Raw genomic sequence first — 20,542 nt, 5'->3', positions numbered from 1 at the left:
TAAAAAGAAGAGCTGGCCATGCGCACTGAAATTGTCGGGTTGTTGGTAGTGGGGTGGGTGTCTCTGTTTGCGAGTGGCTGCGGTACTGTGACCACGGCGATGCGTGAAGACACCGCCACCGTTCAATCGCTCAAGGCGAAAAAAACCTATTGCGAATCTGTCCCGCGTATCTACAGCGGCGTGGCTTACAACCTGTGTGTGCTGCATGCACCGCCGAATTCGGGAGCTGGGCTCTCGTTGAATGACGTTCCCTGGGCTTTCATCGATGTGCCCCTCTCCGGCGTCTTGGATACGCTCATTCTGCCTTACACGATCTACCGGCAGAATGCCGACGGCAGCATCGAGCTTCGCTAGCCCTTTGTCGCTAACGGCTTTTCAGTGCTTTTAAGCTATAATCCCGCCCTTTAGCTGTTTCCTGCCCAGGCGGGAAGCACACTTTTTTCAGGCGCGACCCGCCTGCATGCAGACTAAAAGAGGCTAGACCCCTGTGGCATTGACGATTCTTGGCCTGTCCGGCGCCCTTAGCCATGATCCTTCCGCAGCCCTGTATATCGACGGCAAGCTGATCGCGGCCGCCGAAGAAGAGCGCTTCGTACGCGACAAACATGCAAAGAACCGCATGCCCTACGAGTCGGCGAAGTTCTGCCTGGAACAGGCCGGCATCAAACCTTCCGACGTTGACGTGGTGGCGATCCCGTTCGCCCCGATCAGCCTGTTCGGCGAGGCGCGCTGGCACTACGCCAAGCGTTACTGGTATGCCCCGGACCGCGCTCTCGACGCGATCCTGATGGGCAACCGTCGCTACAAGCGCTACCGCAACAAGATCGTCTGGTGCCTGGAGCAACTGGGCTTCGATCCGAAGAAAATCAAGATCGAACCGGTTGAGCACCACCTGGCCCACGCCTCCAGTGCTTACCACTGCTCGGGCTTCCAGGAAAAAACCGCGATCCTCGGTATCGACGGTAAAGGTGAGTACGCCACCACGTTCTTCGGCTACGGCGAAAACGGCAAGATCCACAAGATCAAGGAATTCTACGACCCGGACTCCCTCGGCGGCCTGTACGGCGCGATCACCGAGTTCCTCGGTTTCGAGATGCTCGACGGTGAGTTCAAGGTCATGGGCATGGCGCCTTACGGCGACGCCAGCAAATACGATTTCTCGCGCCTGGCTTCGTTTGAAAACGGCGAATTGGTGATCAACACCGACTACGCCAACGTCATCGGCCTGCGCCGCTATAAAGAAAAGGGCAAGGGTTTCTACTTCTCGCCAAAACTGATCGAGTGGCTGGGGCCCAAGCGCGAAGGCGATATCGCCGACGAACCCTACATCCACTACGCCGCCAGCATGCAAGCGTTGTTCGAGAAGCTGGCCCTGCAGATGATCGACCACTATCTGGGCGACATCCTCAAGGACACCGGCAAGCTCGCCTTCGCCGGCGGCTGCGCGCTGAACGTCAAGTTGAACCAGAAGATCATTGCCCGCAACGACGTCAAGGAGCTGTTCGTGCAGCCGGCGTCCGGCGACGCCGGCACCGCCGTGGGTGCGGCTGCCTATGTGTCGCATGCCCGTGGTGTACCGGTGGAGAAGATGGAGCACGTCTATCTCGGCCCGTCCTACAGCAACGAGGATGTGATCGCGGCGTGCGCCAGGCACGAGAGCAAGCCGAACTGGCGCAAGATCGAGAACATGCCCCAGCGCATCGCCAAGATCATGGTCGACGGCAACCCGGTGGCCTGGTTCCAGGGCCGCATGGAGTTTGGCCCGCGTGCGTTGGGCGGTCGTTCGATCATCGGGTGCCCGAGCGCCACCGGCGTTGCGGATCGCATCAACCACCAGATCAAGTTTCGCGAGCGCTGGAGGCCTTTCTGCCCGTCGATGCTCGACACCGTGGCCCCGCAGATGATCAAGGTCGATCACCCCGCGCCGTTCATGACCTTCACCTTTGAAGTCGCCGAAGAATGGAAGGCCCGCGTGCCGGAAGTGGTCCATGAAGATGGCACCTCCCGCGCCCAGGTGCTCAAGCGCGAATACAACCCGCGTTACTACGACATGATGAAAGAGCTCGAAGTGCTGACCGGCAACGGCGTGTCGCTGAACACCTCGCTCAACCGTCGTGGCGAAGCGATGATCTGCTCGCCGAAAGACGCGCTGGACATGTTCTTCGGTTCCGACCTGCAGTACCTGATCATGGAAGACATCCTGGTCGTCAAAGACGGCGTGGACCCTTATGACGCGCTCGGCTGACCGCCACGTCCTGCAGTTCTGCCACGGTTATGACGGGCCGTTCCTGGACTGCGCGCGGCAATACGCCAGTTTGTTCGCAGGCACAGGCTACAAGGTGACGACGGTGTTTCTCACCGGGGTCGCCGATCCGCGTGTCGCCGCCGGCTGTGCGTCGGACGAGGTGCTGTTCATGGAATTCAGCTCCAAGGCCATTCGTGGCCTGAAGCTGGGCGCCATCCGCGAACTGCGCAGGATCGCCGCATCGCGCAATTTCAGTCTGTGTATCGCTCACCGTTTCAAGCCGATCTACATCGCCTTGCTCGGTACGCGCCTGCCGGTGATCGGTGTGCATCACGCCTTTGGTGATTATCAACGTGGCAGCCGCAGGCTGTTTGCCGGAATTTTCCGCAAGCGCCTGAGCCTGCTGGGCGTGTCCGACGCGGTGCGCGACGACATGCGCCGCTGCCTGCCGGAGTGGCCTGCGGCGCGTATCCAGACTTTGTACAACCGTATCGATGTTGAGGCGTTACAGGCCATCCAGGTATCTGCGGACCAGGCGCGTGATGCCTTGGGGCTGTCGCCGGATGAATGGGTGATCGGCAATGTCGGCCGCCTGCACCCGGACAAGGACCAGTCCACGCTGCTCAAGGGCTTTGCCCTGGCGTTGCCGCATTTGCCGGCGCAAAGCCGCCTGGCGATCCTCGGCACCGGGCGTCTTGAGCAGGCGCTCAAGGAGCAGGCGCGTGAGTTGGGTATAGCCGACAAGGTGCTGTTCCTCGGCCAAGTGCCGGATGCGCGCCGCTATTTCCGCGCGTTCGATGTGTTTGCCCTGAGTTCCGACCATGAACCGTTCGGCATGGTGCTGCTCGAAGCCATGGCGGCCGGCGTGCCGTTGCTGGCTACGGCCTGTGGCGGGGCGAAAGAAGTGGTCGAAGGCGTGGGTATCCTGTTTCCCTTCGGCGACGCCGAGCACCTTGCCCAGGGGCTGCGGCACCTGGCGGCCATGGATCGGCAGCAGCAACGCCAGTGCGCCGAGATGATGCTGGAGCGCCTGCGCACGCAGTTCTCGGATCAGGCGGTACGCGATACCTTCTGGCAACTGCCGCACGTTATTGAACTGACCGCGGGGGCTTGATGCTCAATCGATTCCAAGGCTGGCGCGAGCGGGGCTGGTCCGTCGTCGACGCCCCGGCCTACAGCGAGGCCTGGCAGCGTTTTGGCGGCAGCGTCGCGACCCATCCGCAGGTGATAGAGCGCCTGGCCGGGCTGGCCGATATCCCGGTGCGTTACCTGGCCTGGGAATCGGGCGGGGAACGCCAGGCCTGCATCGCCACCTGGGGCCGCGACCTGGCGTTGTCCAAGGACGTCCTCAAGAAAAACGGCAAGAAAGGCCTGTTCGACCTGGGTAATGCCGAGTTGATCCTGCCGGCCGCCACCAATGCCCAGGCGCCGTTGCGTCATCGGGCGCGCTACCTGTCGACCTTGAACGAAGGCCGTTTCAGCGGTCTCAGGCCCCAGGCCGAGCAGTTGGCCATGGCCCGCACCCCGGAAGAGCTGTCGAAGAAGTTTCGCTACAACCAGCGCCGCGAACTGCGCCTGCTGGAAGAGGCCGGCGGTGTGGTGCGGCCGGTGAGCGAGTTTTCCAGTACCGAGCTGGCGGCCATCTACTGCGATCTGTTCCTGCGCCGCTGGGGCTTTGTCGCCACGGGCGCCGAGCACATGGCCGAAGTAATCGAGCTGCTGCGCGAGTGGCTGATCGGTTCGGTCATCTTCCTCAATGACGCACCTATTGCGGTGCAGTTGGTGTACCGGGTCGAGTCGCCCGAGTGGATCAGCGTGGAGTACGTCAACGGTGGCGTCGACCCCGAGACCCGTGCGTTCAGCCCGGGCAGCGTGTTGAGCTTCCTCAATACGCAGAGCGCTTGGGAACAGGCCCGCGAAGTCGGCAAACCGCTGCGCTTTTCCTTCGGGCGCGCCGACCGTGAATACAAGGACCGTTGGTGCAACGCTGTACCGGTGCTGAGCGTATGAGCCGCAAACAGCAGTTGCTCAAGCGCCATCGGCGTAATAAGCGGGTTGGCCTGCTGATCGGTCTGTTGCTGCTGGTGATCATCGGTGTCTGGGTGGCCTGGTGGTTGCCGTTTGTCCTTGGCGTGCTGGCCTGGGTCGCCCATGAGGCCTGGTTTGCCGACCACCTGTTTTATGCCCCCGGCGAAGACTATCAATACCGGTTTGCGGCGGACGCCGAGGTGGCCGGGGTTCGCTTTGAGGGCGGCCGACTGCTGGCAGACCAGCCCTTGGCGGCCGATGCGACTCTGGTGCTGGCCGTCAAAATCAAAGGTGGCTGGCTGGGGCGTTTTTTCGACCCCGTCGTTGAGGTTTCGGGAGGCGACAGCCCGGATCGTCAGGCCTTCGAGCGCGGCGTGAACGGTGTGCGTTTCCTTAATCTCAGTGGCTTGGCGCCTGTGCTGATGGCGGGTGAGCTGCGCTTGCGCGGGCGCTTCTGCAGCGTGCAAGGCATCCCAAGGCTGTGGGCCTGGCGCCACCCGGATTACTCGGCGCAGCGCGTGATGGTGATCGCGCCCCATGCCGACGATGCGGAACTGGCCGCGTTCGGTCTTTACGGCCAGGCGCACGCGCCGTGGATCGTGACCCTCACGGCGGGTGAAATCGAAGCCGAGCACTATCGGCACATGGGCCTGGACCCGGTCGAAGCCTCGCGGCTCAAAGGTCGCTTGCGTGCCTGGGACAGCATCGCCGTGCCGCGTTGGGCCGGGGCGCCCGAGGCGCAGTGTGTGCAGTTGGGCTACTTCTGCCTGCAACTGCCGGCGATGCGCGCAACGCCGGATCAGCCGGTTGCCTCCCGGGAAGCCGACCTGATGGATATTCGTCTGTTTCGCCAGTTCAATCCGTTCCCCTTGCCGGCGGATCAAGACGGTTTGCCGACCTGGAACAACCTGCTGGCCGATCTTCGCCAGTTACTGTTGACCGCACGCCCCGAGGTGATCGTATTGCCTCATCCGATCCTCGACCCACATCCGGATCACATCTGCGCGCAGCAAGCCGTGATGGAGGCTTTGGCGGGATTGGAGTGGCAACCGGCGACTGTCCTGGGGTACGCCAATCACCTGCATGACAACGACCGCTGGCCCATGGGCGACGCCGGCACCGGCATCGCTTTGCCGCCGCAGTTCGACGACGCGCTTGAGCTACATCCGTGCAGCCTGCCGCTGTCGCTGGCACAGCAGCGCGACAAGGCCATGGCGCTTGGCATGATGCACGACCTGCAACCCCCGGCGCCGTTCAAGCGCCGTGTGCGGCGCTGGCTGCAGCGTGTATTGGCGCGGCGGTCGCGGTCGCCGTATGGCGAGAACGAGTTTTTCCGCAAGGCCGTACGACGGCATGAGTTGTTCTGGCGTTTGTGAAAGGAAAAGTCATGAGAGTTTTGTTTCTGGTCCAGAAAGAACAGCGCGCCATTCTGGATCGCTTGTACGACGGCATTGCCGAGCGCTGCGAATGCGATACCCGCTGGTTGAGCAGTGACGAGCAACGCAACCTGCGCGGATATTTCCGGCGTGAAGTCGATGTGAGCCGCTATGACCGCATTGTGTTCTTCCTGCGCTTCAAACAGGAGATTCGTCAGGCCGGTTTTATCCGCACCATCCCGAACCTGGTGATCCTCGAACACGATGCCTACCAGAACTACATCCCGTGCAAATACACCGGCAAGTTCAGTGCGCACTACCGCCGCTTGCCGTGGGCGCGGGTGATCAGCTCGGGGTACATGGTCACCGAGCGCCTGCGCGCCGAAGGCTTCGACGCGGTGTTCGTGCCCAAGGGCTACGACCAGGCACTGCTGCAACCACAGGATCGTGAGCGGGACATCGAGCTGGCGTTTGTCGGCAGTACCAACAGCGTGGCCTACAGTGGTCGCAAGGCGTTGCTCGATGAGCTGGCCAAGGTTGAACCTTTGGTGGTGACGCGCACCAAATCCGGTGAGGAATACTGCGCGACCCTCAACCGCATCCGTTTTTTCGTCAGTGCCGATGTGGGCATGGGCGAATACATGATCAAGAATTTCGAGGCCATGGCCTGCGGTTGCGTGTTGCTGGCATTTGACCAGGGCGCTGCGGAAAACGCGGCGCTGGGTTTCAAAGACATGGTCAATGTGGTGTTCTACAAGGACATCCCTCAGTTGCAGGAAAAACTCGCGACCTTGCGCGCCAACCCGCAATTGGCCGCGGACATTGCGCGCAGCGGGCAAACGCTGGCTGTGAGCGAGTTCAGTTTTGCGCGTATTGGCCAGCGCATCGTCGAGGCGCTGGCTCCCCCGCTGCGGGAGCGTGCGCCATTGAGCTTGATGGAAAGGTTGCGCCTGAAACTGGGCATGTGATTAAGGTCAAGTGATGGCCATATAATACTATCGAGGCTTGGATGCAATTCTCAGATCAGAGCGACATAACACTTGTCGTCACCAGTTGCGGTCGTTTCGATTTGTTGAAGCGCACGCTTGAGAGCTTCGACCTGTTCAACACGGCGGATATCCGTGAAGTCCTGATTACCGAAGACGCCGGCGACGACGCGGCACGTCTGGCGATTCCCGAACACTGGCGCAGCCACTGCACTTTTTTCGTCAACCGGCCAAAGCTTGGTCAATTGGCATCCATCGACTTGGCTTACGCGTCGGTCAAGACGCCTTACATCTTCCATTGCGAGGATGACTGGGCGTTTTATCGACCGGGGTTTGTCGAGGATTCCAAGACGGTACTGGAACAGCGCCCCGATATTCTCCAGGTCTGGTTGCGCAACTACGTGTACGACTTGCAGGTGCACAGCCCCTATATTCACCTGGGGCCGCGCGAAGTGATCGGCGGGGTGCCGTGTTATCCGTTGCTGTCCGACAAGCCCGAGTGGCAGGGGTTCTCGCTGAACCCTGGCCTGCGGCGGATCAAGGAGTACCGCTTGTGCGCGCCCTATGCGGGGTTCGCGGGCGAGAAGGGGCTTTCCAAGCGTTACGCACAGTTGAACCTGGCGGCCGTGACCCTGGAAGGCGATGCGGTCCTGCACACCGGTTTCGGTTTGCATGTGTCGACGGCGGAAGAGCGCTTGACCAAAGCGCGACGCAAGCGGCGAGAGCGGATCAAACTGGCGGTCATGCTGGTCCTTGGGGTCGGCATCGGCTGGTTGATCCATCTGTAGGCCCGATTAGTCATACCCACGCCGCATAAGGTTTTTTTGATGAGTATCCTCAACGTCATGTGGGCTGGTGGTACTGCATTTGCTTCGGTGCAGAAGGTTCATCAGCAAATACTGTCCCACGCCGACAGCGGCGTACCTGTGCACACCTGGCTGCTTCAAGGCAGCGCGACCGACAGTGAGGGCCTGGTCGAACAGGCCGTGGAGTGGAACCTTTCCTCTGCGAGGCTCAAGGGGCGGCACCTGTGGAAGTTGCTGATGCCCTGGATGCGCGCACGTTTCCGGAAGGCCTTGCCTGAGGACGTGCAGGTTGTGCTGCTTGACGGTATCGGTGTCGCCCGCGTGCTTTTACCGGTACTCAAGCGCTTGCCGCATGTGCGGGCTGTGGTGATCTTTCATGGCGCCACGCGTTTGCGCCGCGCTGATCAACAGCTGGTGGCGCAGTTTCCCGCGTCGCAACTCACGCTGGCCGCCGTGTCGCAGACCCTGGCCGACTCCCTTGAACGTCACCTGCAGAGGCCGGTGGCGGTGCTGCGCAGCGCCTTCGACCCTGCCGTTTTCCGTGCGGCGGCGCTGTCCCGCGAACAGGCGCGAACGCGTCTGGAGTTGCCGTTGACGGGCTCGCCGGTGTTGGGCGCGGTAGGCCGGTTGGTCGACGGCAAAGGGTTTGCGTGTTTGCTGGAGGCCTTTGCCGGCGTGTCGGCCGATAAACCGGACGCACGCTTGGTGATCATTGGCGAAGGGCCGGCTCGGGAAGCGCTTGAGGCGCGTATCGAGCAGCTTGGTTTGCAGGGCAAGGTGACGCTTGCGGGGCACCTGCCTGAGGCGGCGACCCTTTACCGGGCGTTTGACTGGGTGGCGATTCCGTCAACCGAAGAGGGCTTGGGGCTGATCCTGCAGGAAGCGGTGATGGCCGGCGTTCCCGTGCTGACCAGTGAACTGGCGGTGTTCCGCGAGCAACTGGGGGACGCCGGCTGGTACGCCCCCGCCGATGATGCAGCCGCCTGGGGCGACCTTATGGCGCGCGCGTTCGCGACGTCGGGTGCGCAGGTCGTCGAGGCTCAGTCACGGGTGCTGGCACCGGACCAGGCCTGGGATGAGTTCACGCAAACTACCCGACGGCTGTTCTCATGCCGCTAGCAGCGCTTGCTCCAGTGCTTGCATTGGAAAGCGTTCGTTCAGCTTCTCACGGGCAATATAGCGTGCGAAGTGTTGCAGGTTACGCCGCGCGAGTTCCGGGTTCAGCGGCGCGCGCAGAAAACGCATGTCAGCCACGTCGATCAGGCCCATCTCGTTGTCGGGCGTGACCACGATGTTGCCCAGGTGCAGGGAGCGAAAGTAGATCCCCGCGCCGTGCAGGCGGCGAATAAGCGCTACCAGCGGGTCGAGGTTCGTCTGCCAGTCAAAACCTTCCTGATTGGAAATCTGGCGCAACGTTTCCCCTGGCAACGGGCGGTACAGCACGGCCGTCATGCCGGGAGCTGTCAATTGGTAGAACGCCAGTACGGTCAAGGTGGGGATGCCGCGCTGCTGCAATTGCGCCACGTTGTCGATGAACCGTTTGGAGTAGGGGCGAAACAGCGCGGACGAAAACAGACGCTTGCGGCGAAACAGTTTAAGGATATTCCCGTCGGTCAGCAGGTAGACTTTGGGGCCGTAGCTGTCCTTTTCGAGGATTTTGGCACCGTCAATCATCGCGTTTAAATCGGCTTGGGGAAGCCTTGAACATTGCATCGTCGGAAAGCCTTGTGGGAGTCGCGGGCACAGTGATCGGCAATAATGCCGAAAGTTTTGGGTTTTAACCATGCTGGGGTGGCAGGTTGAACGTATTCAGGAGCGGGTGATGCAGGCAAGTCGTGGGGCGCAGGTATGGATGATTTTGGGGCTGCTTTGGTTTTTGCTGGCAATTGCCTTCGCACCGACCAACAAGCTTTATCAACAAGGGCTGACCCTGTTTCTCTGGTTGCCGGCCATGGTGTTTGCCTGGGCGGCGCGAGAACGACTCAAGGAGGTCTGGCGTGAACAGCGCTGGCTGTGCGTGATAGTGGTGTTGCTGGCGGCCTGGGGCATGATCAGCCTGACATGGACCAACGCCCACGACCCTTCGCGCGAGGCCAAGCGCCTGTTGTATATCGGCGTGTTCCTGCTGTTTTTCCCGGTGTTCGCCTGTGGCCGAACCGAGCAGGTCATCCGCGTGATGCAATGGGGCGGTGCTGGCCTGGCGTTGTCGTCATTGGTGGCGATCATCAAGTTCTACGGCCTGGAGCACAACGTCTGGTACGCCCGCCTCGAAGGCCTGGGTGAGTTGTCCCATCCTATCCTGGGCGCCTATGTGATTGGCGTGGCGGCGGTCTGGCTGCTGCATTGGATGCCGCGTGGCCGCTGGATGCAGGTGGGTTGGGCGCTGGCCATCGGGCTTCTTGGGCTGTTCGTGGTGCTGAGCCAAAGCCGCGGCGCGGCCCTGGCGTTGTTGTTGACCATCGTCGCCATGCCCGCCTGGTGCCGCGACCGTCGCTCCAGCGTGATTGCCATTGGCGCGGTGGTGGCGGCGCTGGCGGTGTTCTTCGCCATGCAGTCGTTGATGCTGTCCCGTGGCGTGTCCTACCGTCCACAGATCTTCATGGCGGCCATGCAGATGATCAGCGAGCGTCCCTGGACCGGCCTGGGCCTGGGCGGCGAGTACAAGGTTTTTGCCGATAACCTTTATTTCGATCACTCCCACAATCTGTTCACCCATGTGACGATCGAGCTGGGCCTGCCGGGCCTGCTGCTGTGGTGCTGCCTGTGGTTCGGCGTGCTGTGGCAGGCCTGGAAAGCGCGCGACACGCTCTACGGCAAGGGCGTCATCGGCGTCTGGGTGTTCTCGTTCCTGGCCATGCAGTTCGATGCCGCCAGCCTGACCGGCACGCCACGGGCCGAGTGGTTCATCTCCTGGCTGCCGATCGCGCTCGCCAGTGTTTTGGTCTGGGCTCGGGCCAAACCCGACGCTTGTGATAAAGTTCGCGTCCCATCCGATCAGTGAGCTTGACCATGAGTGACGCACCGCCCAAAGCGGACCAGGAGTCCAGCCTGAAAATCTATCTCAGGCTGCTGGGCTATGTGAAACCCTACATCGGCATGTTCTTGCTGAGTATCGTGGGCTTCGTGATCTTTGCGTCCACCCAGCCGATGCTCGCCGGGATCCTCAAATACTTCGTGGATGGCCTGAGCAATCCCGACGTGGTGTTCATGCCCAAGGTCCCGTTGTTCAAGGACTTGAAACTGCTGATGGCCGTGCCGTTGCTGATCATCCTGATCGCCGCGTGGCAAGGGCTGGGCTCCTTCCTGGGCAACTACTACCTGGCCAAGGTGTCCCTGGGGTTGGTGCATGACCTGCGCGTGCAGTTGTTCAACAAGCTGCTGGTGCTGCCCAACCGTTATTTCGATACCCATAACTCGGGGCATCTGATTTCCCGGATCACCTTCAACGTGACCATGGTCACCGGCGCGGCCACGGATGCGATCAAGGTCGTGATCCGCGAGGGCCTGACGGTGGTGTTCCTGTTCGGCTACCTGCTGTGGATGAACTGGAAACTCACCCTGGTGATGCTGGCGATCCTGCCGCTGATCGCGATCATGGTCGGCAGCACCAGCAAGAAATTCCGCAAGCAGAGCAAGAAAATCCAGGTGGCGATGGGTGACGTGACACACGTGGCCTCGGAAACCATTCAGGGTTACCGCGTGGTGCGCAGCTTCGGTGGCGAAGGCTATGAAGAGCGCCGCTTTGCCGCCGCCAGCCAAGGCAATACCGACAAGCAACTGCGCATGAACAAGACCGGCGCGGTCTACACCCCGATGCTGCAACTGGTGATCTACACCGCCATGGCCACGCTGATGTTCCTGGTATTGCTGCTGCGCGGCGACGCCACGGCCGGTGACCTGGTGGCCTACATCACCGCGGCGGGCCTGTTGCCCAAGCCGATCCGCCAGCTGTCCGAAGTCAGCTCGACGATCCAGAAAGGCGTGGCGGGTGCCGAGAGCATCTTCGAGCAGTTGGATGAAGAACCCGAGGTCGACACCGGCACGGTTGAACGAGACCGCGTCAGCGGCCGCCTGGATGTGCGCAACCTGAGCTTCACCTACCCAGGGACCGAACGCGAGGTGCTCAAGAACATCTCCTTCAGCGCGGAGCCGGGGCAGATGATCGCCCTGGTCGGACGCTCGGGCAGCGGCAAATCGACACTGGCCAGCCTGATCCCGCGTTTCTATCACCACGAAGCCGGCGAAATCCTGCTCGATGAGGTGGAAATCGAAGACTATCGCCTGCGCAACCTGCGTCGGCACGTGGCCCAGGTGACCCAGCATGTCACCCTGTTCAACGATACCGTGGCTAACAACATCGCCTACGGCGACCTGGCCGACGCACCGCGCGCCGACATCGAAAAAGCCGCCGCCGATGCCTATGCCATGGACTTCATCGCCGAGTTGCCCAAAGGCCTGGACACCGAAGTCGGTGAGAACGGTGTGCTGCTTTCCGGTGGCCAGCGCCAGCGCCTGGCAATCGCCCGCGCCCTGCTGAAAAACGCGCCGCTGCTGATCCTCGATGAGGCGACGTCGGCGCTGGATACCGAGTCCGAGCGGCATATCCAGGCGGCGTTGGACAAGGTCATGAAAGGGCGTACCACCCTGGTGATCGCGCATCGCTTGTCGACCATCGAGAAGGCCGACCTGATTCTGGTGATGGACCACGGCGAAATTGTCGAGCGTGGGACACACGTCCAATTGCTGGCCATGGGCGGCTACTACTCGCGCCTGCACGCCATGGGGCTGGATGAACCGGCCACCCAAAACATCACTTGACGCGCCGGGGCGTGCAACGCGCCCCGTGTTTCTGAAAACTGGGTGAACGCGCCGGAGTTGGGCGGCGCTCACCCTGTGCTAATATCGCGCCCCTGTTCATTTTTTGTAGTGGGTTGCTCCATGAAGTTGTCCATGCCGCGATTCGATCAAGCCCCTGTCTTGGTGGTCGGCGATGTCATGCTCGACCGTTACTGGCATGGCGGTACCTCACGGATTTCCCCTGAGGCGCCGGTACCGGTAGTCAAGGTCGAGCAAATCGAAGACGTCCAGGCGGCGCTGCCAACGTTGCCCTCAACATCGCCGCCCTCGGCGCCCCGGCCTCTCTGGTGGGGGTGACCGGCGACGACGAAGCCGCCGACAGCCTGGCCAACAGCCTGCGCGGTGCCGGCGTGCGTGCGCTGTTCCAGCGTATTGCGCACCAGCCGACTATCGTCAAGCTGCGGGTCATGAGCCGTCACCAGCAATTGCTGCGTATCGATTTCGAAGAACCGTTCGCTACCGACGCCCTGGTCCTCAGTGAGCAGGTCGACGCGCTGCTCGAAGGCGTCAAGGTGCTGGTGCTGTCCGATTACGGCAAGGGCGCGTTGAAGAATCACCAGCTGCTCATCCAGGCCGCCAAGGCCAAGGGCATTCCGGTGCTGGCCGATCCCAAGGGCAAGGATTTCTCGATTTATCGAGGCGCCAGCTTGATCACGCCGAACCTCAGCGAGTTCGAAGCCATCGTCGGCGGGTGTGCCGACGAGCACGAACTGGTGAGCAAAGGTGCCGCGTTGATGGCCGATCTTGACCTCGGCGCCCTGCTGGTGACCCGTGGCGAACACGGCATGACCCTGCTGCGTCCCGGTCACCCGGCGATGCACCTGCCGGCACGCGCCCGTGAAGTGTTCGACGTCACCGGCGCCGGCGACACCGTGATTTCCACCCTGGCCGCCTCCATCGCGGCCGGCGAAGAGCTGCCCCACGCCGTGGCCCTGGCCAATCTGGCGGCGGGAATCGTGGTCGGCAAGTTGGGTACCGCTGCCATCAGCGCGCCTGAACTGCGCCGGGCCATCCAGCGCTCCGAAGGCTCGGAGCGCGGTGTGCTGACCATCGAGCAACTGCTGCTGGCGATTGACGATGCGCGCGCGCACAACGAAAGCATTGTGTTCACCAATGGTTGCTTCGACATCCTGCACGCCGGGCACGTGACGTACCTGGAGCAGGCTCGCGCCCAAGGCGATCGCCTGATCGTTGCGGTCAACGACGACGCTTCGGTCAGCCGCCTGAAAGGGCCGGGCCGTCCGATCAACAGCGTCGACCGGCGCATGGCCGTGCTGGCCGGTTTGGGTGCGGTGGACTGGGTGATCAGTTTCCCTGAAGGCACGCCGGAAAACCTGCTGGCCCAGGTCAAGCCGGACGTGCTGGTCAAAGGCGGCGACTACTCCGTCGACCAGGTGGTCGGCGCCGATATCGTCAGCGCCTACGGCGGCACGGTCAAAGTGCTGGGCCTGGTTGAGAACAGCTCGACCACGGCGATTGTCGAGAAGATCCGCAACAATGAATAAGGCCGATCCGTTGGTGCTGATCACTGGCGGCGCGGGCTTTATTGGCTCGCACCTGGTCGACGCGTTGCTCGCCAAAGGCTATGCCGTGCGTGTGCTGGACAACCTGTCCACGGGCAGGCGCGGCAACCTGGCGTTGGATAATCCGCGTGTCGAGCTGATCGAAGGCGACGTGGCCGATGCCGAGCTGGTGGCGCGTGCCGCCGTCGGCGCGATGGCGGTGGTGCACCTGGCGGCGGTGGCGTCGGTGCAGGCTTCGGTGGATGACCCGGTCAGCACGCACCAGAGCAATTTCGTCGGTACCCTGAATGTCTGCGAAGCCATGCGCAAGGCGGGCGTCAAGCGCGTGGTGTATGCGTCCAGCGCCGCGGTGTACGGCAACAATGGCGAAGGTGCCTCCATCGATGAAGAGACCACCAAGGCACCGTTGACGCCCTACGCGTCGGACAAACTGGCCGGTGAGCACTACTTTGATTTCTACCGCCGCCAGCATGCTCTGGAGCCGGTGATCTTCCGTTTCTTCAATATCTTCGGGCCGCGCCAGGACCCATCATCGCCGTACTCCGGTGTGATCAGCATCTTCTGCGAGCGGGCCCGGCAGGGCCTGCCGATTGCCGTGTTTGGCGATGGCGAGCAGACCCGTGACTTTATGTACGTGGAAGACCTGGTGGACGTATTGGTGCAGGCCATCGAAGTGCCGGATGCGCCTATGGGCGCGATCAACGTAGGCTGGAACCGCACCACCACGCTCAAGCAGGTATTGCAGGCGTTGGAAGATGCGCTGGGCGCGCTGCCTGCCGTGACCTACGGGGCTGCGCGTTCGGGGGACATCCGGCATTCGCGGGCGAATAACCGGCGGTTGTTGGCGAGCTTCACGTTGCCGGAACCTACGCCGTTGAAGGTCGGGCTGGAACGATTGCTTAACGGCTGACCGCGATCCAACTGTGGGTGGGCATGCCACCTCCCACAGTTGGGTCCTGGTCCATCAGTCTTTAGCCCTTGGCCTTTTTCTTCGGCACAATTTTGCGCAGCACCCGCCGTGCCAAACCCTTCAATTTCGATTCTTTCTCAGGCTCCGCCAGCCCTTGCTGCCTCAGCCAATCCTTCCAGCGAATACGTTCCTCGCGTACCAGCCAGCCTTCCTGCTGGGCGAAGCTTTCTGCCAGATACAGGCCCCGTGTGCTGGCCGGGTACAACTGGTCTTTCTTGACGGTGTAAAGCTCCGGCAGGGGCTGACCATCTTTGAGCGGCATCAGGTACAGGTCCGGCCGCTTGCGATCAAGGCGCGCTACCAACTGGTCGCCCTCCAAGCGTTCGTCCACATGGAACAGGCTCAAGGATTTGGCTTCCTTGGGCACTTCCAGGCGCAGGTCATAAATCAGTTGCAGCGATGCCGTGGGCAAATGCACGTAGGCCCGTGGCCGCTCGATCAATTGGGTGGTGGCGCAACGCACCGGGCGGGCCGCGCCGGACAGCGGGCTCAAGCGAAATGGCAGCGCTTCGCGGTAATGCAGCGCGGCGGAATAGGGCGCGGGTAGCCAGGTGTCATTGAAGCGCCCGCCAAGCCAACCTTCGGGGGTTTCCAGCAGGCACTCCTCGGCAATTTCCTGAATGGCAGTGTGCAGCGGCAGGTTCAGTTCATGGGCCGGGACGTAGCCGGAGATCAGCTTGAGCACCACATCGCCACGGTCCTGGCGACGCTGGCGCACCAGTACCCAGTAGTCGCGATTTTGCCAGTGCAGGGTCAGTCGCACCGACACGCCGAGGTTTGCCAGTTCAACGGCGAAGCGTTCAGGGTCTGGCACGTCGACCGGCTTGCGCCGTTGCAGGGTCTGGGCGAAGTTGAGCGGCATGCCCACGCTTTGGTAGCTCAGGCCTTCGGGTGTGGCTTCGACGTGCAGCGGCAGTGTTTTGAAGTTGCTCGGGTTTTTTCTAATGAGCGTTCGCGGCATGTCGGCTCCTTTGTGCGACGGGGTCGGCCGCGTCGGCGGCATCAGAGTTGACGAATGACCTTGGCGGCGGTTGCCGCGTTATGGGCCAGGTGCAGCGGATTGATGGTCCCGACAATAGCACTGGCAACGCCCGTTTGCGCAAACAACAGCATGAAACTGGCGTGTATTGGATCCATTCCAGGCTCCAGGCAGACATGGCCGCTGGCCAGCGCCTTTTTGACCAGGATGCCCTTGCCATGGGCCGCCGCGTAATCAATGACGGCTTTCTCGGCCTGTTCGTTCAAATTGTAGGTGACCATCGCGCAATCACCCTGCTCCAGCGCCTTCACGCCGCCTTCGACGGTTTTGCCGGAGAAACCGAAACCACGAATCTTACCCTCTTGCTTCAACTGCGCCAGGGTTTGGTAAACCTCGCAGTCGTTGAGGATATGCAGGTCGTTGCCGTCGGAATGCACGAGCACCAGGTCGATAAAATCCGTTTCCAATCGTTTCAGGCTGCGCTCGATCGACAGGCGCGTATGGGCAGCGCTGAAATCGTGGCGGGACACGCCATCGTCGAACTCTTCGCCGACCTTGCTGACGATCACCCAGTCCTTGCGCTGGCCGCGTAGCAGCGGCCCCAAGCGTTCTTCGCTGCGCCCGTAGGCAGGCGCAGTGTCAATCAGGTTGATGCCCAGTTGACGTGCCTGGCGCAGCAACATCCGCGCTTCATCGTCGTCGGGAATCTGGAAGCCGCTGGGGTACTTCACCCCTTGGTCGCGGCCCAGCTTCACGGTGCCCAGACCGAGTGGCGAAACCAGCAGGCCGGTACTGCCCAGGGGGCGATGCAGGTCGTGCAAGGTCGGCAGGCTCATGGCAACAGTTGCTCCCAAGCCGGTACGCCGATGGTGGGTTTTGGCAGGTCTGGCAGCGGTGTTGTTACGCTTGGGCGGATGCCGTCACGTTCGAGGCTGTTGATCACTCGATCGGCGAAGTCCGGCGCCAGGGCCAGCTTGGTCGGCCAGCCGACCAGCAGGCGGTCGTTTTCGGCGAGGAAAGCGTTGTCGGGACGGCTCAGGCCCGACTGCAACGGTTCGGCCCGTTCGACGCGCAGGGTGGTCCACTGAGTCTGGCTCATGTCGATCCACGGCAGCAGTTGCGCCAGTTCTTTCTGCGCGGTGGCGATTTGTTCTTCGGGTGTGCGCGCCACACCGTCGGCCTCGGCGATATCACCGCCCATGTACCACACCCAGTTGCCATCGGCTGCGGGGTGAGTGGTCACGGTCAGGCGCGGTTTGGTGCCGCCACCCAGGCAGTGCGCGTACAACGGCTTCAGGCCTGGGCCTTTGGCGATGATCATGTGCAATGGGCGGGTCTGCATGGCCGGCTGGCTCAGGCCCAGGGCCGCCAACACGTCGGCGGTGCCGCCGCCGGCGCTCAGTACGATGCGTTGGGCGCGGATCTCGCGGCCATCGACCTTCAAACCTACCAAGGTGTCGCCTTCGCGCAGCGGTTCGATGTGTTGCCCGGCGAGCAGGCCGTCACCGGCCAATTGCGCCAGGCGGTTGATCACGCTGGGCACATCCACCACCAGTTCCGCCAGGCGATACACCTTGCCCTTGAAGCGGCGGTCCTGCAGTGCCGGCGGCAAATCGTCGCCCTTGACCTGGTCGACCCGGCCGCGCACGGCCTTGCTCGCGAAAAAGCTGGTGAGGTTGCCGGCGAGCGTGCCAGGGGACCACAGGTAATGGGCCTGGGACAGCACGCGCACGCCGGACAGGTCCAGCTCGCCGCTACCGGCCAGGGCTTCGCGCCAGCGGCGCGGCATATCGGCAATCGCTTCGGAGGCGCCGGTGAGGGCGCCGTGCAGGGCGTATTTCGCGCCACCGTGAATGATGCCCTGGGACTTCACGCTCTGCCCGCCACCCAGGGTGGCGTTTTCCACCACGACCGTGGAAAAGCCCTGGCGGCGCAGGCGCGCATTCAGCCAAAGGCCGGCAACCCCGGCGCCGACAATCAGAACGTCGGTGGAAATAGACATGCGCACGGGACCTCTGGTGTAGAAAAAGGGACGCTAGTATAGCGTGCAGCGGCAAGTTATCAGCGGCGAGCGGCAAGTTAGAAGCGATTCGCGCCGCTCTTTCTTGCAGCTTGTGGTCGGGTATCGACTCAATGCCCCGCTGTTTTCGAAAAAAGTTGAATCACCACAACCCCAAGCACAATCAGGCCCATCCCCAGCATTGCCGGCACGTCGAGCTTTTGCCCGTAGATAAACAGCGCCGCAATGCTGACCATCACGATCCCCATCCCGGCCCACACCGCATAGGCCACGCCCACCGGCACGGTACGGACCACCAGCGTCAGCATCCAGAAGGCCACGCCGTAGCCGACGATCACCAGCAGCAGCGGGATGGGTGTGCTCCAGCCTTTGATGGCTTTCATGGAAACGGTGGCAATCACTTCCGAGCAAATGGCGATGGCCAGGTAGTAGTAAGCGATGTTCATGGCGTTGTTCCTCGGTGTAGAGCGCTTTGATATGGCCGCTATTCTAGAGGTTGCTCAGATGCGGTAAAGTCATTACCTATCCGAATTGAAGATAGGTTGCGGCATGAGCGTGCAGTGGAATCTGGAGCAGATGCGGCTGTTTGTGAGTGTCGCCGAGCAACGCTCGTTTTCGGCGGTGGCGCGCGGGCAGCACAAGGCCCAATCGGCGGTGAGCAATGGGATAGCGTTGCTGGAGGCCGACTTGGGCGTGAGCCTGTTTGACCGCAGCAGCGGCCGTCAGCCCCGCCTCACCGAAGCCGGCGCCGTGCTGCTCGAAGAAGCCAGAGAAGTGTTGCGCCAATGCGAGCGCCTCAACGGCCGGGCGCTGTCGTTGATGCGCGGCGAAGAAGCCCGCCTGCGCCTGGCCCAGGACGAGGCCATGTTGTACCAACCGGTACTCGACAGCCTGGATGCCCTGGCCGGGAGATTTCCGAACCTGGAGGTGCAGCTTTCCAGCGCCGCACAGGGCGATGTCGCACGCAAGCTGGTGGAGCGCAAGGCTGACCTGGGCATGCTGTTCTATCACGACCAGATCCCGGAAGCGCTGGAGCGCAGGGTGGTGGGCAGTGTCGAGATGGTTACCGTGTGCGGGCGCAACCACCCCTTGGCGGCGCGAAATACCGTGGATTGCCAGCGCCTGGCGCAGTTTCGGCAGTTGCTGATGTCGACCCAGACCAGCGTTTACCCCGGCAGCGAAGCCGCCAGCCCACAGGTGTGGCGTGCCGACAGCTTCTACGTACTGGCCGAATGGTTGATGCGCGGCCTGGGCTGGGCCTGGTTGCCTCGGCATGTGGTGCAGTACCCCGCCTATCAAGACCATATGGTCGAACTCGACAGCGAATGGACGCCGCCGGCGCTGGTGGTCGAGTTGGTGTGGCGCCGCGACGAGCCCCTCGGCCCCGCCGCACAATTTCTCGCCCAACGTTTTGCCGAGTGCCTGCGGGCCATTGACTGAAAAAGCCGATAAACTCCGCCGCCATGAATAGAACTCTCTACAGCTGTCTGTTTTACCTGGCGCTGCCGTTGGTGGCTTTACGTCTATGGCTGCGCGCGCGCAAGGCACCGGCTTATGCCAAGCGTGTCGGTGAGCGGTTTTCCTACGGCTTGCCGGCCATGCAGCCCGGCGGGATCTGGGTACATGCCGTGTCAGTGGGCGAAAGCATTGCCGCAGCGCCCATGATCCGTGGACTGCTGGAACGGTATCCACAGCTTCCAGTAACCGTCACCTGCATGACGCCCACCGGTTCGGAGCGTATCCAGGCGTTGTTCGCCAATGAGCCGCGTATCCAGCACTGCTATTTACCCTATGACTTGCCTTGCGCCGCCAAGCGTTTTCTCGATCACGTGCAGCCCAGGCTTGCAGTGATCATGGAAACCGAGCTGTGGCCCAACCATATCCATGCCTGTGCCCGGCGCAACATTCCGGTGGCGCTGGCCAATGCGCGGCTGTCGGCGCGTTCGGCCAAGGGGTATGGGCGGTTTGCCAGGCTGACGGCGCCGATGCTGGCGCAAATGAGTTTGTTCGCCGTGCAGACGCAGACCGAGGCCGAGCGTTTCCTGAGCCTGGGCGCCCGGCCGGAAACGGTGGAGGTGACGGGCTCGATCAAGTTCGACCTGACCATCGACCCGCAACTACTGGAGCGGGCCGCCGCCTTGCGTGAGCAGTGGGGCGCCAGCGAGCGTCCGGTGTGGATCGCCGCGAGTACGCACGAAGGTGAAGATGAGGTGGTGTTGGCGGCGCATCGTCAGCTGCTCGCCAACTATCCCAATGCGTTGCTGATTCTGGTGCCGCGTCACCAAGAGCGCTTCGGGCCGATGTTCGAGTTGTGCGAACGGCAGGGTTTTGCCACGGTGCGCCGTTCCATGGGTGAGCCTGTGAGCGCGGGCACCTCAGTGTTGCTTGGCGATACCATGGGCGAACTGCTGTTTCTGTACGCCCTGGCGGACAGCGCCTTCGTCGGCGGCAGCCTGGTCGCAACCGGCGGGCATAACCCATTGGAGCCGGCGGCACTGGCCAAGCCGGTGATCATGGGACCGCATGTATTCAACTTTCTCGAAATCACCGCAATGCTGCGTGACGCCGGGGCGTTGCGCGAAGTGGATGACGCCGACGGGCTGGCCGAAGCCGTGCGGCAGCTGTTCGAGCTGCCGCAGGACGCGCGCAGGATGGCGCAGGCGGGGCTGAAGGTGATGCAGGCCAATCAGGGCGCGCTGAAGCGCTTGCTGGATGGGCTAGGCAGACTGCTAAGTCGCTGACTGTGGGGCGT

At 62.3% G+C, this 20,542-nt stretch carries 18 protein-coding genes and 1 pseudogene; 14 read left to right on the top strand and 5 right to left on the bottom strand.

The features are described from left to right. Positions 1–18 precede the first annotated feature (18 nt). The 8 genes from JWR98_RS02710 (at position 19) to JWR98_RS02675 (ending at position 8,560) form a co-directional block, all read left to right on the top strand. The gene (locus tag JWR98_RS02710) at positions 19–354 is read left to right on the top strand and encodes a YceK/YidQ family lipoprotein (protein WP_078731286.1); all 336 of its coding nucleotides are present in this window, start codon (positions 19–21) and stop codon (positions 352–354) included. A 133-nt stretch (positions 355–487) separates the two neighbouring features. Next, on the top strand, positions 488–2,245 hold the full coding sequence (locus JWR98_RS02705; protein WP_078731287.1) for a carbamoyltransferase family protein: 1,758 nt from the start codon (positions 488–490) through the stop codon (positions 2,243–2,245). Then, positions 2,229–3,359 carry a glycosyltransferase gene (locus JWR98_RS02700; RefSeq protein WP_078731288.1) on the top strand — a complete coding sequence of 377 codons (1,131 nt, stop codon included), beginning with the start codon at positions 2,229–2,231 and terminating at the stop codon, positions 3,357–3,359. Before JWR98_RS02705 ends, JWR98_RS02700 begins: the two co-directional genes overlap by 17 nt. After that, the gene (locus tag JWR98_RS02695; protein WP_078731289.1) at positions 3,359–4,255 is read left to right on the top strand and encodes a GNAT family N-acetyltransferase; all 897 of its coding nucleotides are present in this window, start codon (positions 3,359–3,361) and stop codon (positions 4,253–4,255) included. The genes JWR98_RS02700 and JWR98_RS02695 overlap by 1 nt, the downstream gene beginning before the upstream one ends. Continuing rightward, positions 4,252–5,649 (top strand): PIG-L deacetylase family protein, encoded by a 1,398-nt coding sequence (locus JWR98_RS02690; RefSeq protein ID WP_205489245.1) that lies wholly within the window; start codon positions 4,252–4,254, stop codon positions 5,647–5,649. The genes JWR98_RS02695 and JWR98_RS02690 overlap by 4 nt, the downstream gene beginning before the upstream one ends. 11 nt (positions 5,650–5,660) lie before the next feature. Beyond that, positions 5,661–6,617, top strand: coding sequence for a glycosyltransferase family protein (locus JWR98_RS02685; protein ID WP_078731291.1), 957 nt, complete (start codon positions 5,661–5,663; stop codon positions 6,615–6,617). A 41-nt stretch (positions 6,618–6,658) separates the two neighbouring features. Continuing rightward, positions 6,659–7,423: a glycosyltransferase family 2 protein gene (locus tag JWR98_RS02680; RefSeq protein WP_205489244.1), complete on the top strand. Its 765-nt coding sequence runs from the start codon at positions 6,659–6,661 to the stop codon at positions 7,421–7,423. Between the two features lie 39 nt (positions 7,424–7,462). Next, positions 7,463–8,560: a glycosyltransferase gene (locus JWR98_RS02675; RefSeq protein WP_205489243.1), complete on the top strand. Its 1,098-nt coding sequence runs from the start codon at positions 7,463–7,465 to the stop codon at positions 8,558–8,560. Here JWR98_RS02675 and JWR98_RS02670 read toward each other — a convergent pair. Beyond that, a complete protein-coding gene (locus JWR98_RS02670; protein ID WP_003171302.1) occupies positions 8,549–9,115 on the bottom strand; it encodes a BUD32 family EKC/KEOPS complex subunit in 567 nt (188 codons plus the stop codon). The two genes, JWR98_RS02675 and JWR98_RS02670, sit on opposite strands and share 12 nt — an antisense overlap. A 148-nt stretch (positions 9,116–9,263) precedes the next feature. On the opposite strand from JWR98_RS02670, the gene JWR98_RS02665 reads away from it, so the two are divergent. The 4 genes and pseudogenes from JWR98_RS02665 to JWR98_RS02650 all read left to right on the top strand — a co-directional run bounded on the left by JWR98_RS02665 (position 9,264) and on the right by JWR98_RS02650 (position 14,731). Beyond that, positions 9,264–10,442 (top strand): O-antigen ligase family protein, encoded by a 1,179-nt coding sequence (locus JWR98_RS02665; protein WP_078731293.1) that lies wholly within the window; start codon positions 9,264–9,266, stop codon positions 10,440–10,442. An 8-nt stretch (positions 10,443–10,450) separates the two neighbouring features. Then, positions 10,451–12,259, top strand: a complete 1,809-nt coding sequence (gene msbA, locus JWR98_RS02660; RefSeq protein ID WP_078731294.1) for a lipid A export permease/ATP-binding protein MsbA — start codon at positions 10,451–10,453, stop codon at positions 12,257–12,259. 120 nt (positions 12,260–12,379) lie between these two features. Then, positions 12,380–13,803: pseudogene (hldE, locus tag JWR98_RS02655) on the top strand (bifunctional D-glycero-beta-D-manno-heptose-7-phosphate kinase/D-glycero-beta-D-manno-heptose 1-phosphate adenylyltransferase HldE). After that, positions 13,796–14,731 (top strand): NAD-dependent epimerase/dehydratase family protein, encoded by a 936-nt coding sequence (locus JWR98_RS02650; protein WP_205489242.1) that lies wholly within the window; start codon positions 13,796–13,798, stop codon positions 14,729–14,731. The pseudogene hldE and the gene JWR98_RS02650 overlap by 8 nt, the downstream one beginning before the upstream one ends. 61 nt (positions 14,732–14,792) lie before the next feature. Here JWR98_RS02650 and JWR98_RS02645 read toward each other — a convergent pair whose 3' ends face one another. The 4 genes from JWR98_RS02645 to JWR98_RS02630 all read right to left on the bottom strand — a co-directional run bounded on the left by JWR98_RS02645 (position 14,793) and on the right by JWR98_RS02630 (position 18,236). Continuing rightward, a complete protein-coding gene (locus tag JWR98_RS02645; RefSeq protein ID WP_003171312.1) occupies positions 14,793–15,752 on the bottom strand; it encodes a hypothetical protein in 960 nt (319 codons plus the stop codon). A 41-nt stretch (positions 15,753–15,793) separates the two neighbouring features. Next, positions 15,794–16,606 (bottom strand): aldo/keto reductase, encoded by an 813-nt coding sequence (locus JWR98_RS02640; RefSeq protein ID WP_078731297.1) that lies wholly within the window; start codon positions 16,604–16,606, stop codon positions 15,794–15,796. Further along, positions 16,603–17,772 (bottom strand): NAD(P)/FAD-dependent oxidoreductase, encoded by a 1,170-nt coding sequence (locus tag JWR98_RS02635; protein ID WP_078731298.1) that lies wholly within the window; start codon positions 17,770–17,772, stop codon positions 16,603–16,605. The genes JWR98_RS02640 and JWR98_RS02635 overlap by 4 nt, the downstream gene beginning before the upstream one ends. A 128-nt stretch (positions 17,773–17,900) precedes the next feature. Continuing rightward, on the bottom strand, positions 17,901–18,236 hold the full coding sequence (locus tag JWR98_RS02630; protein WP_003171317.1) for a DMT family transporter: 336 nt from the start codon (positions 18,234–18,236) through the stop codon (positions 17,901–17,903). Positions 18,237–18,339: 103 nt separating this feature from the next. Between JWR98_RS02630 and JWR98_RS02625 the strand changes: the two genes are divergently transcribed. Together JWR98_RS02625 and waaA are read left to right on the top strand one after the other, a co-directional pair. Next, positions 18,340–19,230 carry a LysR family transcriptional regulator gene (locus tag JWR98_RS02625; protein WP_078731299.1) on the top strand — a complete coding sequence of 297 codons (891 nt, stop codon included), beginning with the start codon at positions 18,340–18,342 and terminating at the stop codon, positions 19,228–19,230. A gap of 23 nt (positions 19,231–19,253) precedes the next feature. Continuing rightward, a complete protein-coding gene (gene waaA, locus JWR98_RS02620; protein ID WP_205489241.1) occupies positions 19,254–20,531 on the top strand; it encodes a lipid IV(A) 3-deoxy-D-manno-octulosonic acid transferase in 1,278 nt (425 codons plus the stop codon). Positions 20,532–20,542 lie beyond the last annotated feature (11 nt).

Origin of the sequence: Pseudomonas lactucae, from assembly GCF_016937615.1 — a bacterium.
Taxonomy (GTDB): Bacteria; Pseudomonadota; Gammaproteobacteria; order Pseudomonadales; family Pseudomonadaceae; genus Aquipseudomonas; species Aquipseudomonas lactucae.
Note: the sequence above shows the minus strand (reverse complement) of the source record. Positions and strands in the feature narration are given on the sequence as shown.

Bases quoted from the DNA above. Each gene is read 5' to 3' on its own strand.
- JWR98_RS02710 (WP_078731286.1), top strand. From the start codon at position 19: ATGCGCACTGAAATTGTCGGGTTGTTGGTAGTGGGGTGGGTGTCTCTG.
- JWR98_RS02700 (WP_078731288.1), top strand. From the start codon at position 2,229: ATGACGCGCTCGGCTGACCGCCACGTCCTGCAGTTCTGCCACGGTTAT.
- JWR98_RS02695 (WP_078731289.1), top strand. From the start codon at position 3,359: ATGCTCAATCGATTCCAAGGCTGGCGCGAGCGGGGCTGGTCCGTCGTC.
- JWR98_RS02690 (WP_205489245.1), top strand. From the start codon at position 4,252: ATGAGCCGCAAACAGCAGTTGCTCAAGCGCCATCGGCGTAATAAGCGG.
- JWR98_RS02685 (WP_078731291.1), top strand. From the start codon at position 5,661: ATGAGAGTTTTGTTTCTGGTCCAGAAAGAACAGCGCGCCATTCTGGAT.
- JWR98_RS02680 (WP_205489244.1), top strand. From the start codon at position 6,659: ATGCAATTCTCAGATCAGAGCGACATAACACTTGTCGTCACCAGTTGC.
- JWR98_RS02675 (WP_205489243.1), top strand. From the start codon at position 7,463: ATGAGTATCCTCAACGTCATGTGGGCTGGTGGTACTGCATTTGCTTCG.
- JWR98_RS02670 (WP_003171302.1), bottom strand. From the start codon at position 9,115: ATGATTGACGGTGCCAAAATCCTCGAAAAGGACAGCTACGGCCCCAAA.
- JWR98_RS02665 (WP_078731293.1), top strand. From the start codon at position 9,264: ATGCAGGCAAGTCGTGGGGCGCAGGTATGGATGATTTTGGGGCTGCTT.
- msbA (WP_078731294.1), top strand. From the start codon at position 10,451: ATGAGTGACGCACCGCCCAAAGCGGACCAGGAGTCCAGCCTGAAAATC.
- JWR98_RS02650 (WP_205489242.1), top strand. From the start codon at position 13,796: ATGAATAAGGCCGATCCGTTGGTGCTGATCACTGGCGGCGCGGGCTTT.
- JWR98_RS02645 (WP_003171312.1), bottom strand. From the start codon at position 15,752: ATGCCGCGAACGCTCATTAGAAAAAACCCGAGCAACTTCAAAACACTG.
- JWR98_RS02640 (WP_078731297.1), bottom strand. From the start codon at position 16,606: ATGAGCCTGCCGACCTTGCACGACCTGCATCGCCCCCTGGGCAGTACC.
- JWR98_RS02635 (WP_078731298.1), bottom strand. From the start codon at position 17,772: ATGTCTATTTCCACCGACGTTCTGATTGTCGGCGCCGGGGTTGCCGGC.
- JWR98_RS02630 (WP_003171317.1), bottom strand. From the start codon at position 18,236: ATGAACATCGCTTACTACTACCTGGCCATCGCCATTTGCTCGGAAGTG.
- JWR98_RS02625 (WP_078731299.1), top strand. From the start codon at position 18,340: ATGAGCGTGCAGTGGAATCTGGAGCAGATGCGGCTGTTTGTGAGTGTC.
- waaA (WP_205489241.1), top strand. From the start codon at position 19,254: ATGAATAGAACTCTCTACAGCTGTCTGTTTTACCTGGCGCTGCCGTTG.